The 16,240-nt window shown below is 61.6% G+C and carries 11 protein-coding genes; 6 read left to right on the plus strand and 5 right to left on the minus strand.

The genetic code is table 11. The features are described 5' to 3' along the window. The first annotated feature begins 64 nt into the window (after positions 1-64). Positions 65-856, plus strand: a complete 792-nt coding sequence (locus AB4N42_RS19810) for a transporter substrate-binding domain-containing protein (RefSeq protein ID WP_217861779.1) — start codon at positions 65-67, stop codon at positions 854-856. Between the two features lie 144 nt (positions 857-1,000). On the opposite strand, the gene AB4N42_RS19815 is transcribed toward AB4N42_RS19810, so the two are convergent. From AB4N42_RS19815 to AB4N42_RS19825, 3 genes are read right to left on the minus strand one after another with little or no spacing between them, the layout of a single operon-like run. Continuing rightward, the gene (locus AB4N42_RS19815; protein WP_030142583.1) at positions 1,001-2,020 is read right to left on the minus strand and encodes a TRAP transporter substrate-binding protein; all 1,020 of its coding nucleotides are present in this window, start codon (positions 2,018-2,020) and stop codon (positions 1,001-1,003) included. A gap of 52 nt (positions 2,021-2,072) precedes the next feature. Then, complete coding sequence (locus tag AB4N42_RS19820) at positions 2,073-3,353, minus strand: TRAP transporter large permease subunit (protein WP_030142584.1); 1,281 nt, start codon at positions 3,351-3,353, stop codon at positions 2,073-2,075. Further along, entirely contained in the window at positions 3,350-3,895 is a 546-nt protein-coding gene (locus AB4N42_RS19825; protein WP_258650684.1) for a TRAP transporter small permease, read from the minus strand. The genes AB4N42_RS19820 and AB4N42_RS19825 overlap by 4 nt, the downstream gene beginning before the upstream one ends. 504 nt (positions 3,896-4,399) lie before the next feature. Here AB4N42_RS19825 and AB4N42_RS19830 point away from each other — a divergent pair. Further along, a complete protein-coding gene (locus AB4N42_RS19830) occupies positions 4,400-4,813 on the plus strand; it encodes a hypothetical protein (protein ID WP_225936100.1) in 414 nt (137 codons plus the stop codon). Between the two features lie 229 nt (positions 4,814-5,042). On the opposite strand, the gene AB4N42_RS19835 is transcribed toward AB4N42_RS19830, so the two are convergent. Beyond that, positions 5,043-9,911, minus strand: a complete 4,869-nt coding sequence (locus tag AB4N42_RS19835; RefSeq protein ID WP_258650682.1) for an NAD-glutamate dehydrogenase — start codon at positions 9,909-9,911, stop codon at positions 5,043-5,045. 430 nt (positions 9,912-10,341) lie between these two features. Between AB4N42_RS19835 and AB4N42_RS19840 the strand changes: the two genes are divergently transcribed. Beyond that, positions 10,342-10,695 carry a hypothetical protein gene (locus AB4N42_RS19840; protein WP_258650681.1) on the plus strand — a complete coding sequence of 118 codons (354 nt, stop codon included), beginning with the start codon at positions 10,342-10,344 and terminating at the stop codon, positions 10,693-10,695. 205 nt (positions 10,696-10,900) lie between these two features. On the opposite strand, the gene AB4N42_RS19845 is transcribed toward AB4N42_RS19840, so the two are convergent. Next, on the minus strand, positions 10,901-13,051 hold the full coding sequence (locus tag AB4N42_RS19845; RefSeq protein WP_460115200.1) for a WG repeat-containing protein: 2,151 nt from the start codon (positions 13,049-13,051) through the stop codon (positions 10,901-10,903). Positions 13,052-13,292: 241 nt separating this feature from the next. On the opposite strand from AB4N42_RS19845, the gene AB4N42_RS19850 reads away from it, so the two are divergent. The 3 genes from AB4N42_RS19850 (at position 13,293) to AB4N42_RS19860 (ending at position 16,228) form a co-directional block, all read left to right on the plus strand. Continuing rightward, the gene (locus AB4N42_RS19850; RefSeq protein WP_309475717.1) at positions 13,293-14,318 is read left to right on the plus strand and encodes a LacI family DNA-binding transcriptional regulator; all 1,026 of its coding nucleotides are present in this window, start codon (positions 13,293-13,295) and stop codon (positions 14,316-14,318) included. A gap of 154 nt (positions 14,319-14,472) precedes the next feature. Continuing rightward, positions 14,473-15,255 (plus strand): sugar phosphate isomerase/epimerase family protein, encoded by a 783-nt coding sequence (locus AB4N42_RS19855; protein ID WP_460115201.1) that lies wholly within the window; start codon positions 14,473-14,475, stop codon positions 15,253-15,255. Then, positions 15,248-16,228: a sugar kinase gene (locus AB4N42_RS19860; RefSeq protein WP_460115202.1), complete on the plus strand. Its 981-nt coding sequence runs from the start codon at positions 15,248-15,250 to the stop codon at positions 16,226-16,228. The genes AB4N42_RS19855 and AB4N42_RS19860 overlap by 8 nt, the downstream gene beginning before the upstream one ends. Positions 16,229-16,240 lie beyond the last annotated feature (12 nt).

Below are 16,240 nucleotides of genomic sequence, written 5' to 3' on the forward strand. Positions count from 1 at the left end.
CCCGCCGGCAGTTTTACTACACTCCGTCGTCTTGTCCCCTTCCCTTGCGAGACGTCCCATCCTTATGAAAACCATAACAAGCACGATGACGTTCTGTGGCCTGCTGGCGCTCTGCGGCAGTGCATTGGCCGAGCCTGCCCCGTCACATCTGGATCGAATCCTTGAGCAGGGTGAATTGCGGGTGTGCACGACGGGCGACTACAAGCCCTACACCTACAAGGCCGAATCGGGGGAATACGAAGGCATCGACATCGACATGGCCCGCTCACTCGCCACCAGCCTGGGCGTCAAGGTGCAGTGGATCCAGACCACCTGGAAAACCCTGATGCCAGACATGCTGGCCGGCAAATGCGACGTCGGCATGGGCGGGATTTCGGTCACCCTGGAACGCCAGAAGAAGGCCTATTTCAGCAACACCCTGGACGTCGACGGCAAGATCCCGCTGGTGCGTTGCGAAGATCAGTCGCGCTACCAGACCATCGAGCAGCTGAACCAGCCTTCGGTACGCCTCGTCGAGCCGGCCGGCGGCACCAACGAAGCCTTCGTGCGGGCGTTCCTGCCCAAGGGCCAGTTGGCCTTCCATGACAACGTGACGATCTTCCAGGAGCTGTTGGAGAAACGCGCCGACGTCATGATCACCGACGCCTCGGAAGCGCTCTACCAGCAGAAACTCAAGCCCGGCCTGTGCGCCGTCAACCCGACGCACTACCTGCAATATGGCGAGAAAGCCTACCTGCTGCCCCGTGACGACAACACCTGGAAAATGTACGTCGACCAGTGGCTGCACCTGAGCAAGGCCAATGGCAGCTACCAGAAGGTGATTGGGCAGTGGCTGGCGGTGCCGGCTGCCCAATAACCGCATTCACAAACACAAAACCTGTGGGAGCGAGCTTGCTCGCGATAGCGGTATATCAGTCAAAACTGATGTGACTGACCTGACGCCATCGCGAGCAAGCTCGCTCCCACAGGATTGGGTCTGTTCAGGGATGACCCATTCGTCTCACTGCCCCGCCCGCACCTTGGCGATCTCGTCATACATCATCTTCACCAGGTCGCCATCCAACGATTTGGCGAACTTGTCGATCACCGGCTGCACGCGCTCGCGGAAACGGTCTTTCTCGGCCGGGGTGATTTCATTGACAGTCATCGCACCGGCCAACGTGGCCTTGGCCTTGTCCATGCTCGCTGCGGTGACTTCACGCTGGTAGGTCTGCGCTTCGGCTGCGGCGGCACGAATCATCGCCTTTTCGTCATCGTTGAGGCGGTTCCAGGTTTTCTGGCTGATGATCAGCGACTGCGGGTTGAAGATGTGGCCGGTGACGGAAAGATACTTCTGCACCTCGTAGAACTTGTTGCCTTCAATCACCGTGTAAGGGTTTTCCTGGCCGTCGATGGTGTGCTGCTCAAGACCCGTGTAGACCTCGGGAAACGCCATCGGCACCGGGTTCGCACCCAGGGCCGTGAACGTCTCCAGGTAGATCGGCGACTGGATGACACGCAACTTCAAGCCCTGCAGGTCTTCGAGCTTGGTCACCGGGTGCTTGCTGTTGGTCAGGTTACGAAACCCCAGGTCCCAGTAACCCAGCCCAACCAACCCCTTGCTGTCCAGTTGCGCCGCCAGTTTCTGCCCGACCGGCCCATCGATGACCGCATGGGCCTCCTCGACGTTGTTGAACAGGAAAGGGAAATCGAGCATGGCGTAATCCGGTGCCTGGGCGGCCAGGATGCCGGAGTTGAGCACGGTGATGTCCAAGGTCCCGCCCTGCAATGCCGACACCGTTTGCACGTCGCCGCCCAGGGTTCCACCGGGGAACAGGCGGACCTTGATCTTGCCGCCGCTCTTTTCGCCGAGCAGGTCGGCGAACTTCTGCGCGCCCTGGCCCTGGGGGTGTTCCTTGACGTTCTGGAAGGCGAATCGCAAGGTCCGCTCACGGATCTCGTCCGCGTGGCTGGCTACACCGGTCAACAGCAAGCCCGTCGCACAAGCCCCGGCCAGCAAGGTTTTCATCAGTTTTCCCATGTCACTCTCCGATCATTATTGTTTTTAAAGGTCGAGCCAGCGAGCACCGGTGTCATCCGGTGAAGAATTTCAACGGCCCCATGACCAGTTGCGGAAACAGGACCAACAGCAACAGCACCACAAACTGCGCAATCATGAACGGCCAGACCCCGCGGACGATTTCCTCGAAGTCCAGCTTTGCCACGCTGCAGACCACGTTGAGCACCGTGCCCACGGGCGGCGTGATCAAGCCGATCGCAGTGTTGATCAGGAACAGCACGCCGAAGTACACCGGGTCGATCCCCGCCTGGATCACCGCGGGCATCAACACCGGCGTCAGGATGAGGATGGTCGGGGTCATGTCCATCACCGTGCCGACCAGGATGATCAGCGCCATCATCACCAGCAGCAGGAGCGTCTGGTTGTCCATGAACGGCGCAAGCAGGTCCGCCAGCTGGCCCGGCAGGTCGGCGATCGTGACCAGCCACGATGAAACCATGGCCGCCGCCACCAATAGCATCACCACCGACGTGGTCTTGGCCGAAGACAGGATCACTTCGTAGAGCTGGCTGACCTTCATTTCCCGGTAGATCACCAGCGACACGAACAGCGAATAGACCGCCGCGACCACTGCCGCCTCCGTGGGCGTGAAAATGCCGAACTTGAGGCCCAGGATGATGATCAGTGGCAAGCCCATCGCCCAACTGCCGTCGAGCAGCGTACGCAGCACTTCGGCACGGGAACGCTTGGGTGGCGTCTCGACGTTTTCACGGCGGGAGATGAACCACCAGGCGGCGGCAAGCCCGACGCCGAGCATCAACCCAGGCACGATACCGGCCAGGAACAGCTTGGAAATCGACACGCCGGACGCCACGCCGAACACGATGAAACCGATGCTTGGCGGAATCACAGGTGCAATGGTGCTGCCGGCGGCGATCAACCCGGCCGAGCGCCCACGGTTGTGCCCCGCCAGGACCATCATCGGCACCAGCAGCGCCGCCAGCGCTGCCGCATCGGCCACGGCCGAACCGGAAAGCGACGCCAGCAGGCAGGAGGCGATGATCGCGACGTAACCCAGCCCGCCGCGCTTATGCCCCACCAACGCCATGGCAATGTTGACGATGCGCTTGGACAGTCCGCCGACATTCATCACTTCGCCGGCCAGCATGAAGAACGGCACCGCCATCAGGGGAAAGCTGTCAGCGCCATTGAGCAGGTTTTGCGCGATGATCTGGGCGTCGAACAGGTCCAGGTAAAACATCAACGCGACGCTGACCACCAGCAAGGCAAAGGCAATCGGGATGCCCAGCGCCATGCTGCCCAGCAGCGACCCGAGGAAAATAGCCAGTGTCATGGGCGGGTACTCTTCAGATTGTCAGGGGTGATGCTCGCGGCTTCGCTTTCCTCGACCGACAACGACTCTTCATCCCGCAGTTTGCCGAACAACGCCAAGTACAGTTCGTACATCAGGATGGCCGTCGCGCTGACACCGAACACCAGCCCGGCGGCGTAGAACAGCGCCATCGAAAGGCCTGAAGCCGGCGCGACCACGTTGAGGTTGATGACCGCCTGCTGCCAACTGCCGATGACGATCAACCCGCAGATGTAGAGCATCAGCAAGTGCCCGATGACCAGGCAAACTCGCTTGCCTGCCGGCGGCAAGCGCTTGACCAGGCTGTTCATGCCCAGGTGCGCGCGGTCCTTGAGCGCCACCAGGGCACCGAGAAAGATCATCCAGACGAAGAACCAGCGCGACAGCTCCTCCGACACGCTGATGCCGGAGTTGAAGGCATAGCGCAACACGACGTTGCCGAACACCAGCACGATCATCACGACCATGCACAGCACGATCAGCAACTTGAGCAGCTTGAAATACAGATCGACGACTTTTGTCATCTTGAACACCTCACAGGTTGAACCAGACACCGGCCTGCAGCCGGCGCGACAGGGCGAGCGCTATCGGATCGACGCTGGAATATCCCGGGAGGCTCCGGAACGGGAGGTATGCAATGAGGGCAAGTTCGGTTGACGGGCACGCATGAGGGGATCCTCTGTTTTTATTATGGCCTCGCCTGGGCATGGCAAGGCTGGGTGACCGCTAAAATGTACTACCCAGTTAATTCGGTCAATAACCTTGCAAGACCGGATGGCCGATCCAGGCGGAACTAGCGTGCGATTATCGGTCATCGCTACAGGGAGCCCTGCAGCCTTCCGGTCGGCCGGGAAATTTTTCAAGGCGTTTTGTATCGCTCTGTGTAGAAGCAGCCGATTGATACGAATTCGCTGATTTCACGCCTTGCAGGCACACATCCTCGATACACCTGCGCGTTTAACTGCACTCACCGGACAGCAGCACCTGCGCTGCCACGGTCCACTCAATCAAGCGCAAGGAGAACCACCATGATCAATTTCCCGAAACTCTCGTCCCTGGCTATCGCCCTGACCTTGGTCGGCGGCGCCGCCCTGTCGAACATCGCCGCGGCCGAAAGCGCACCGTCGTCTTACGAACAGGCTGCACATCAACTGGCCGAAGGCGGCTCTGATCGATTGATCGAGAATCGCGTGGCCGAAGGCGGCTCCGATCGACTGATCCAGAATCGCGTAGCCGAAGGTGGCTCCGATCGACTGATCCAGAATCGCGTAGCCGAAGGTGGCTCCGATCGACTGATCCAGAATCGCGTAGCCGAGGGTGGATCCGATCGACTGATCCAGAATCGCGTAGCCGAGGGTGGCTCTGATCGGCTGATCCAGAATCGCATAGCTGAAGGTGGGGCTGACCGGTTGCAGGAGCTGCGTGAACGCAGCCCTGTGTGATAGCGGTTTTCTGTGGCGAGGGGATTTATCCCCGCTGGGCTGCGCAGCAGCCCTAAAGCCTTGGCCTCTGTCTTACAGGCCCACCGAGTTGCCTGATTTGGGTCTGCTGCGCAGCCCAGCGGGGATAAATCCCCTCACCACAAGAGCTTTCTGGCCTTCATGGGCTGAAACATCACCCATAAAAAAACCCCGCATCTCTCAATGCGGGGTTTTTTCATTCAACGGTGGATCAGTTGGCCGTCACGACCGCCTGACCACTCAACGCCAGGTCCAGCAGTTCGCGGTTGGCAACCGCGTACATGGCGTAGTCGGTGCCGCTGGCGGCACGGATGTCCACCAACATGGCGCGCCAGCGCTCGACCATTTCGTGATGCTGCTCAAGCCACAGCGCCAGACGGGTTTCCACGTCCTGGCTACCGTCGCCTTCCTGCAGGACCGAGATGGTGATCGCCCGTTGCTGCCAGTCAATGTCATCGCGGAACGCTTCACGGGCCAGGGCCTGCCAGTTGTTTTCAACCGGCAAGGCACTGATCTGTTGCAAGTACCAGGTGATGTCCAGGGCGCTACCCACTGCGAAGTAGGCCTTGGCCACATCGGCGGCGTTCTGGCCGGTAACGTCGGACGCCTCGATGATCGGCAACAAGGTGTACAGGTGCGTAGTGCCGGCAACCATGCGCGCGAGCAATTCCGGCACACCGGCCGCCACATAGGCCTGGTAGCGGGTCTGCCAGCCTTCGCGGGTCGGGCCTTCCAGCAGTTCGTCGAGCTTGAGGCCCAACGCTGCCAGGTGCGGACCGAAATGAGCGACGTCACGGGCAGCGTTCTGCTCGTTGCGGCGGCTGCGCAGGAACCAGCGCGTGGCGCGACGGCCCAGGCGCATCAGCTCGTCCATCAGCTCCAGTTGCACGTCGGCGGAAACCTGGTGGTCCAGGGCTTCAATCTGACGGAACCAGTGCGGGAGATGGAAGATGTCCCGAACGATCACATAAGCACCGGCCACGTTCGCCGGGCTCATGCCGGTCGACTCTTTCAACCGCTGGACGAAGGTGATGCCCATGTGGTTGACCAGGTCGTTGGCGATCTGGGTGCTGACAATCTCGCGCTTCAGGCGATGGCGACGCATGGCCTCGGAGAACTTGCTTACCAGGGTTGGCGGGAAAGCCGTCTCCATGTCGCGGGTCAGGTAATCGTCGTCCGGCACCAGGGAATTGAGCAGCGCTTCCTTGAGGTCGATCTTGCTGTAGGAGATCAACACCGACAGTTCGGCACGGGTCAGGCCATGGCCCGCCGCGACACGTTCGGCCAGTTGCTCTTCGGTCGGCAGGAACTCGATGGCACGGTCCAGCTTGCCACGGGCTTCCAGATCGTTCATCAGGCGCTTGTATTCGGCGATCCGCACAAACGCGCGACGGGCCGCCAGGGACAGGGCCTGGGTCTGCTTGTAGTTGTTGCCCAACACCAGGCCACCGACTTCGTCGGTCATGCTCGCCAGCAACTGGTTGCGCTGCTTGTCGGTCATGTCGCCGGCCTGCACCACTTCGTTGAGCAGGATCTTGATGTTCACTTCGTGGTCGGAGCAGTCCACGCCACCGGCGTTGTCGATGAAGTCGGTGTTGGAGCCGCCGCCGTTGAGGCCGAACTCGACGCGACCCAGTTGGGTCATGCCCAGGTTACCGCCCTCGCCCACGACCTTGCAGCGCAGTTCGTTGCCGTTCACGCGCAGCGCATCGTTGGCCTTGTCGCCGACATCGGCATGGCTTTCGGTGCTGGCCTTGACGTAGGTACCGATACCGCCGTTCCACAACAGGTCCACTGGCGCCTTGAGCAAGGCGTTGAGCAGTTCGGTCGGGGTCAGTTTGTCGGCCTTGATGTCGAAGCGTTCTTTCATCTGTGGCGAGATGGCGATGCTTTTCGCGCTGCGCGAGAAGATACCGCCGCCTTCGGACATGATGCTGGTGTCGTAGTCGGTCCAGGCCGAACGCGGCAGGTCGAACAGACGCTTGCGCTCGGCGAAGCTGCTGGCCGGTTCCGGGTTCGGGTCGATGAAGATGTGCAGGTGGTTGAAGGCCGCGACCAGTTGCAGCTTGTCGGACATCAACAAGCCGTTGCCGAACACGTCGCCGGCCATGTCGCCGACGCCCACCACGGTGATGCTGTCTTCCTGGACATTGATGCCGCGCTCACGGAAGTGACGCTGCACGCCAACCCACGCGCCCTTGGCGGTGATGCCCATTTTCTTGTGGTCGTAACCGGCCGAACCGCCGGAGGCAAACGCATCGCCCAGCCAGAAGCCGTAGTCGATGGCGATGCCGTTGGCGATGTCGGAGAAAGTCGCGGTGCCCTTGTCCGCCGCCACCACCAGGTACGGGTCATCGTCATCATGACGAACGACGTTGGCCGGCGGCACCAGCGCGCCGTCCTTCAGGTTGTCGGTGATGTCCAACAGGCCCGAGATGAAGATGCGATAGCAGGCGATGCCCTCGGCCGCGATCTCGTCCCGGCTGCCGCCCAATGGCAGGCGACGCGGCAGGAAACCGCCCTTGGCACCCACCGGCACGATCACCGAGTTCTTCACTTGCTGGGCTTTTACCAGGCCGAGCACTTCGGTGCGGTAGTCTTCTTCACGGTCGGACCAGCGCAGGCCGCCACGGGCAACGTTGCCGAAGCGCAGGTGCACGCCTTCGACGCGTGGCGAGTAGACGAAGATCTCGAACTTGGGCACCGGCTTCGGCAGTTCCGGGATCAGGTGCGGGTTGAACTTGAAGCTGAAGTACGCCTTGTTCTGGCCGTTGGCGTCGGTCTGGTAGAAGTTGGTCCGCAGGGTCGCCTTGATCAGGTCAAGGTAGCGACGCAGGATGCGGTCTTCGTTGAGTACCTGCACTTCGTCGAGGGCCGAGAGGATCGCTTGCTCCAGGCGCAGTTGCTTGTCTTCCAGGTCATCGCCGGTCAACTTGCGCGCCAGGTAGAAGCGGGTCTTGAACAACCGGGTCAGTTCGCGAGCGATGTCGGTGTGGTTGTTCAGGGTGCTGGCGATGTAGCCGAGGTCGAAGCCCAGGCGGATCTGCTTCAGGTAACGGGCGTAGGCACGCAACAGAGCCACGTCGCGCCACGGCAGGCCGGCGGTCAGCACCAGGCGGTTGAACGCATCGTTCTCGGCATCGCCACGCACGATGTGGACGAACGCGTCCTGCAAGGTGTCGTTGAGTTGCTGGATGTCGAGGTCCAGGCCTTCGGCGGCGGTGAACGCGAAATCATGAATCCAGAACTCGCGGCCATTGGTGTGGCGCAGGCGGTACGGGAACTCGCCCAGCACGCGCAGGCCGAGGTTTTCCAGGATCGGCAGCACGTCGGACAGCGCCAGCGGCGTGTCGGCGTGATACAGCTTGCAGTGCAGCTCACGCTGGCCGGAGACCTGGCCCAACGGTTGGTAGAAGCTCATCACCAGCGGGTTGGTTTCACTCAGGCTCAGCAGGTGTTGCATGTCCACCACGGCCGAGTGCGCGGCGAAGCGCTCGCGGTAGCCGGCCGGGAAGCCTTTCGGGAAGTCCGACAGCACGTTGGTGCCCTGGGCTTCGCCGAAGCTCTCGACGACCAGGCTGGCGTAGTCGTCCTTCCAGCTGCGGCAGGCCTGCACCACTTCTTTTTCCAGCAGCAGCGGGTCGATGTCGATGCGGTTCTTCGGATCCACCCGCAGGATCAGTTGTACGCGGGCCAGCACGGACTCGGAGAAGAACGTCCAGAACTCGCAATCCGACGCCTTCAGGCGCTCCATCAGCACCTGCTGGATCTTCTGGCGCACTTCGGTGGAATAGATATCGCGCGGCACGTAGGCCAGGCAGTAGCAGAAACGGCCGTACGGGTCCTTGCGCAGGAACACGCGGATCTTGTTGCGTTCCTGGATCTGCACGATCGACATGACGGTGCTGAACAGCTCGTCCACCGGGGTCTGGAACAAGTCGTCGCGAGGCAGGACTTCGACCACCTGGGCCAGCTCCTTGCCCAGGTGCGCCTTGGCCTGGAAGCCCGAACGACGCTCGATTTCCGCGACCTTGCGACGGATGTACGGGATGACCCGCACGCTCTCGCCATACACCGAGGAGGTGTACAGGCCCATGAAGCGGCATTCCTTGATGACCTTGCCGTCGGCGTCGATCTCGCGGATCGACACGTAGTCCGGGTAGGCCGGACGGTGCACGCGGCTCGGGTGCGCGGCCTTGGCGAACGACAACACGGTCGGTTCGCGCAGGTAATTGACGGCGTAGTCTTCGATGCGCAGGTCTTCGGCGGTCAGGCCGGCGCGCAGTAGTTTGGTCAGGCCGAGGAACGATTCGGGGTCGTATTCGATGTGGCCGCCATCGGCTTCATCGCGAACCACGAACTCTTCATAGCCGAGGAAGGTGAAGTGGTTGCCCACCAGCCATTCCAGGAAGCTCTTGATTTCGGCTTTTTCGTCAGCGTCGGTGGCGTAGGCGCTGTTGTCCAGGCTCGCGAGGATTTCCTGGACCTTGGCTTTCATCGGCTCGAAGTCGGCGACGGCGACGCGCACTTCGCCCAGCACTTGCTCAAGTTCCTTGCTCAGGACGTTGAGTTCGGCGGCGTTGGCGCAGCGGTCGATTTCCAGGTACATCAACGACTCTTGCAGCACGTCGTCGCCCTGGGTGCCCTTCGGCAGGATTTCCAGCAACTCGCCCTTGCTGCCGCGACGCACGCTCAGGACGGTGGTTTGCAGGGTATGGATGCTGTAGCCGCGACGGTTCAGCTCGGTGCGGACCGAATCCACCAGGAACGGCAGGTCGTGGTGCAGCACTTCGACGGCGGTGTGGGTCGACTGCCAGCCGTGGCGCTCGTAATCGGGGTTGTAGACACGCACCTGCGGTTGCGCGTGGTCAAAGCGCTCAAGCAGGCGCCAGGCAGACAGGGTGCAGCCGGCGAGGTCGGACAACCGGCGCTGGGTGAGTTCATCGAGGGAAATGATGCCGAAGAATTGTTCAGCGAACAGCGCCACTTGTGGCAGTGCCTGTTCACTGATGTGCTGCGCCAGTGCCGCTTGCAGTTGATGCTGGAAGTCGGCTTTGCTGGCTGCGGTGAAGAACGCCATCTGTGGTACTCCGCTTGGGCTTGTTATTGATGGTAGCGTCGCGTGCAACCCCTTTCGGGGCCGTCGGCCATCCCGTTCCTGATTCTCGGGCAGAGGAAACAGGATGACAGGTGGGTGAAGCTGGACGGGACCCGCAGGTCACATCCTTTTTGCAGGTAATTTCAAAGTAATGACCACCTGCAAAAAACACTCCGCGATGCCCTTTGCAGGTGCACATCCGTTGCGCAGCTTAACGAGTGCGACAACCTGCCTGCTTGCAGCGCTGCGACATATTCGGTCATCGGCTAGCTCCCTGCTCGCCATGCATCGAACAACCCTAGCAGTCCCAGGGCCAAACGGCACCCTGCGGTGGTAATCCAGCAGAAAATCGTCGGGGCTGGCAGAATCGCGTTTTTGCCCGTGCAAGGCTCATCGGAGCCAGGAGCCATCCATGAAAATGACCACCGACCTGCTGATCGCCAACCCGTGCGACGACGAAGAAGACAACATGGCCATGCTCTGCTGCCATAGCGCTCAGGGCGACATGTTCCTGATGAGCCGCTACCCGGACGAAGACGAGCTGGAGATCACGCTGGATGGCGAGCCCTCGACGCTGGACGGCGTCAAGGTGACCCTAGGCCCGACCCTGCTGAAAATAGAGATCGCCGCGGCGGATGCCGATGCGCTCAACGGTGACGATGTGCTGGAAATCACCTACAACCCCGACGTGACGGACGTGGCGGAAGTGGAACTGACCTTGCAGAACATCCTCAAGGGCACGGGCACCTACATCAGCCAGCTCTGAATCCTTTGTGGCGAGGGGATTTATCCCCGCTGGGCTGCGCAGCAGCCCCAAAAAGGCTGAACACCATCAGCCTGGCACACCGAGGTGGCTGGTCTTGGGCTGCTCCGCAGCCAGCGGGGATAAATCCCCTCGCCACAGGGTTAGGGCATTGCCCAAGATTGCATGTAGCTAACACAACTTTGGTGAGGCCACGCATCACCCGTTATCAGTCGTTCTGCACGAAATTGCCATCGGCGTCATAGACCAGGTATTCGTCACTGTTATTCGGATCCCTCACGTAATAACGGGCGTCATTGCTGTTCTCCGGTACTTTCATACTGGTGTACGACCCCAGTTCCTTGATCACCTTGCTGTCCTGACTGATCAAGACCAACGAGGTCCCCCCACCCGCACGGATGGCCGCTGCGTAACGGGTCTGGAACGCGTTGATCTGCTGGTAATCCAGTGGCACTTGCAACCGGCCCGCCAAGTCGATGGCACCGTAGCTGCCATCACGTCCCACCACCGCCATGCCGTTGGAAAACGGCTCCACCTCGTCATACGGCAACTTGATGGCTAGTCGCTCGCCCTGGCGATCGATAAAGGCGAATTTGCTGCTTTTGGTGTCCTGCACCAGCAACGGTTGCTGGCCCACAAACCGACCGATCACGTTGTAGCCTTGCGGATTGATCCGTTTACCCGCCAGATCGAAAACGTCCTGGCGACTCCGGTCGGCGGAGCTGGCATATAGCAGCCCCTCGCTGTGCTCGATGCCGGAGAACTGCGTCGGCAGGATGATTTTGCCGTCCAGGCTGTAGGCACCGTACAGGCCTTCCATGAGATCGGTTCGTGTGCCGAGACGGGCGATGAACACGTTGTCGGTCACGGTAGGGTTGACGAATTTCATCGGCAATACGAAGCGATGATTCCTGGCATCGTAGAGCCCATAAGGGCCATTGGTTTCACGCTCGACCAACAACAGGCCGTTGCTCAAGGCTTCGGTGATGTATTCAAACGGCAGGTCCACGAGCTTGTTGCTACCGGCGGGGAAATAGGCGAACTGGCTGCGCAACGCCCGTCCACCGGACTCTGGGTCGCTGGATTTCTCCTCGGAGAACAAGGTGTAGGCATCAGCCATCAGGCTGTCTTGCACTTGCACCCAACGGGGCTTGATCAGCCACTGCCCGGCCTGATCAATGAAGCCATAGCGCTCGGCGCTCCGGTCCAGGGCGATGTAACGCGTTTGTCCTGCCAGGACGTTGTCGACCTGGGTGAACGCAATGGTGTTGTCCTCCATCGGATCAAGTACATGGATGACGATGCGCTGCGGGGTGGCCTCGAATTGATAGTCAAGCTCGGTGTTTTTCAACGGCCCCGCCTGCGCGGCCAGCGCCTCGCCCAGGCGTTCCAATTGCTGTTGCACCGCCTGGCTGGTCTTGAGTTGCTTGAGGTCGCCTTTGGTCTGCAGCAGCGCGTTGTAATAGTCGTGCAACGCCGCGATATCGCCATCGGACGGAAACGCCCAGGAATTGTGACCGTTGCTGTAGAGCGCCCTGCCCGCGTCGTCCAGCCCTTGCACCACAAGGGTCGACATTTTCGGCGTACTCAGGCGCACCGACGCGCTGCCATTACCCAGGGCTGTAAGCCGGAAGGACTGGCCGTCGTCCAGGGTCACGTTCGGATGATCCTTGTCCAGCACCACTTTCCTGAATGCCGGATAGCTGCGGTAAACGACCGTCAGCCCTACACTCGCCAGCGGTTTGTTCACCGAAAGTTCGAAAGCATCATCGGAGGCAAACGTGTCGTCGGACTCGACCTTGGGCGGCGCCTTGAGATCGGCGAAGGTTTGCTCGCTGCCATCGCGAAAACGCAGGCGCTGCGGCAGGTACTGCTCGGCAGTTGGCTCATCCGGCGTGGCGGCGCGTTTCCAGAGCGAATCGAGACTCTCGGTATCGAGCCTCACTTCCGAGCCATCGGCATACAACCTCTGGGTAAAACGCAGGCCCTGGACCGAGGCCAACGCAGCCTTCAGTTGCGCGCTGGTGAACGGGACAAACAGCGACTCGTATTGCAACGGCTGCCCATCACCCGTCTCGGTCGTTTCGACAGCCAGGCTCAGTTGCGCTTCACTGACACGCGCCAAAGACCGGAGGGTTTCGCCGGTGTCCTGGATCAAGTAATTAAGACGCTTCTCCACCTCTGGCGGTGCCAGGGCGCCAATGTCCTCGATGCCACCTTCGTTCAGCTCTCCGGCACCGAAACCTTCATCGGCCGGCACACCGCTGTGGCTAAACACGTAGTAGGCGGCACAGCCCACCACCAGCAGGGCCACACTCAGTATCGACAGCAATCTCAAACGAGGCTGGGTAATGTTCATGGTGGCTTCGGTAGTCTAAGGGCTGGGAAAGGCAGGCAGCTAACCACACGGCCTGGCGCGCTGCAAATCGCCTGGCTGGCGCGGTTCTGCTGAAGGCCTGACTGGATCGTCGCCGCTGCCCAAGTGAAGCGAAGCACCGTCGGTCGTACCTGATACATCGCCCTTGACGACCGAACGAATTCTGGTGTTTCCTGAAACCGGTTTCAGAACCTCAATAAATCCAAAAAACAGGTCTCAATCCGTGAATTCTTTCTCCGCCGCCCAGCGCAGCCGCGTGACCATGCTCGATGTCGCCGAACGCGCCGGGGTCTCCAAGGCCAGCGTCTCGCGTTTCATCGGCGAGGACCGCGCCCTGCTCTCCGAAGCCATCGCCCGGCGCATCGAGCAGGCGATCAGCGAGCTGGGCTATCGGCCAAACCAGATGGCCCGTGGCCTCAAGCGCGGGCGCACGCGCCTGATCGGCATGCTGGTGGCCGATATCCGCAACCCCTATTCGATTGCCGTGATGCATGGCGTGGAAACCGCCTGCCGTCGTCACGGCTACAGCCTGGTGGTGTGCAACACCGACCGCGACGACGAACAGGAACGCCAGCACCTGGCCCTCCTGCGCGCCTACAACATCGAAGGGCTGATCGTGAACACCCTGGGCCATCACCGCGACGAACTGTTCGAATTGCGCAGCGAGATGCCGATGGTGCTGGTGGATCGCAAGGTCGATCGGCTCGAAACCGATCTGGTCGGGCTGGACAACCCGGCCGCCGTCGAGATGGCCCTCGATCACCTCGAACAGCGTGGCTATCGCGATTTGCTGCTGGTGACCGAACCGTTCGATGGCACCAGTTCGCGGATCGAGCGGGTCGAGAGTTTCAAGGCCAGCATCGAACGGCGCCCTGCCCTGGCGGGCGCTGTGGTGGAAACCTGCGATCAGCTGCTACCGCGCATCAAGACGTTTCTCGCCAAGCCGGACCGTGGCCCCAAGGCGCTGTTCTGCGCCAACGGCATCGCCGCCCTGACGGCCACCCAGGTATTGCGCGAACTCGGTTGCCACTTGTTCGACGACATCGGCCTGATCGCCCTCGACGACCTGGACTGGTACCCACTGGTGGGCAGCGGCATCACCGCCCTGGCCCAGCCCACCGCGGAAATCGGCGCCAGCGCTTTCGAATGCTTGCTCAAGCGTTTGCGGGGTGACAACGGGCCGGTTCAGACCCTCGATTTCGCCGCGCGGTTGATTGAGCGTGGGTCGACGCTTGGGAATGTTCGGTGATGGTGAGGGCCCTATCGCGAGCAAGCTCGCTCCCACAGGTCCGCGCAACACTGAAAGTCCCTTGTGGGAGCGAGCTTGCTCGCGATGAGGCCCTCCAGCACACCGCCTAATTTTTTTGACCAAAACTGAAACCGGTTTCAGAGGTACAACAACAATGAACAAACCAGCCGTTTCCATCAGCCTCTCCAGCTACGGCGCCGACCTGGTGCGCCAACGCGGCCAAGGCAGCTTCATCGACCTGCTGGCCGCCGCTGGCGCCTCGCGCATCGAATGGCGCGAAGAGTTGCTGACCTTCGAACAACCCGCCGAATTGGCCGCTGGCGCTCGCGCCCATGGATTGCAAAGCATCTACTCCTCGCCTCTGGAACTCTGGCTCCCCGGCCAGCCCAGGCCCAATCCCGCCCTCGCGACCGCCCTGCAACGTGGCGAGGCGTTCGGTTCGGCATGGCTGAAGGTTTCCCTCGGTCACTTCAGCGACTCCCACGACTTGTCGGCCTTGGCGGACATCCTTGCGACAAGCCCGGTGCAACTGCTCGTGGAAAACGACCAGACCCTGCAGGGCGGACGAATCGAACCGCTGCAACGCTTCTTCGCCGCGGTCGAAGCACACGCGCTGCCCATCGCCATGACCTTCGACATCGGCAACTGGCAATGGCAGGACCAATCAGCCACGGTGGCGGCCCGGCAACTCGGGCGGCATGTCGCCTACGTGCATTGCAAGGCGGTGGCCCGGCGTCCCGATGGCAAGCTCGTTGCCGTTCCGCCCGGCCAGGCCGACCTGCACCTGTGGGAACAATTGCTCAAGCACATGCCGGTCGGCGTGATGCGTGCCGCCGAATACCCGTTGCAGGGCGACGACCTGCTGCAACTGACTGCCGAACATGTCGCCATCCTGTCCCGCCTCGGGCAATCGCGCCGGGAGACCGCCCATGTCTGACTTCGATGTATTGTCGTTCGGTGAAACCATGGCGATGCTGGTGGCCGACGAAACCGGCGACCTGGCCGCCGTCAACCAGTTTCACAAACGCATCGCCGGGGCCGACAGTAACGTGGCCATCGGCTTGTCGCGACTGGGTTTCCAAGTGGCCTGGCTCAGCCGGGTCGGCGCCGACTCCCTGGGACGCTTCGTGGTGCAGACGCTGGAAAAGGAAGGCCTGGATTGTCGCCACGTGGCCGTCGATCCGGCGCACCCCACCGGCTTCCAGCTCAAGTCCCGCACCGACGATGGCAGCGATCCGCAGGTCGAATATTTCCGGCGTGGTTCAGCCGCCAGTCACTTGTCCGTTGATTCTATCGCACCGTCCTTGCTCGCCGCCCGTCACTTGCATGCCACCGGCATCGTGCCAGCGCTGTCGGTGACTGCACGGGCGATGTCCTTCGAATTGATGACCCGCATGCGCGAGGCCGGCCGCAGCCTGTCGTTCGACCCCAACCTGCGCCCGAGCCTGTGGTCGAACGAAGCGACGATGATCCGCGAGATCAATCGCCACGCCGCCCTCGCCCACTGGGTCTTGCCGGGCCTCGGCGAAGGTCGGTTGCTGACCGGTTTTGACGACCCTGCCGACATCGCCGCGTTCTACCTGGACCTGGGCGCCGAAGCCGTGGTGATCAAGCTCGGCCCGGACGGTGCTTATTACCGCACCGCGCTCGACCAGGGATTCATTGCCGGCGTGCCGGTGGCCCGGGTAGTGGACACCGTGGGCGCCGGAGATGGCTTCGCCGTCGGCCTGATCAGCGCACTGCTCGAAGGCCGCGACATCACCGAGGCGGTCCGCCGCGCGAACTGGATCGGCAGCCGCGCGGTGCAGAGCCGTGGGGACATGGAAGGACTGCCGACGCGCGATGAACTGTCGACTGAATTTGAAACCGCTATTCGCGAGCAGGCTCGCTCCCACACGGGCCAACGCTAAACCCTGTGGGAG

Source organism: Pseudomonas sp. H2_D02 (assembly GCF_054677635.1).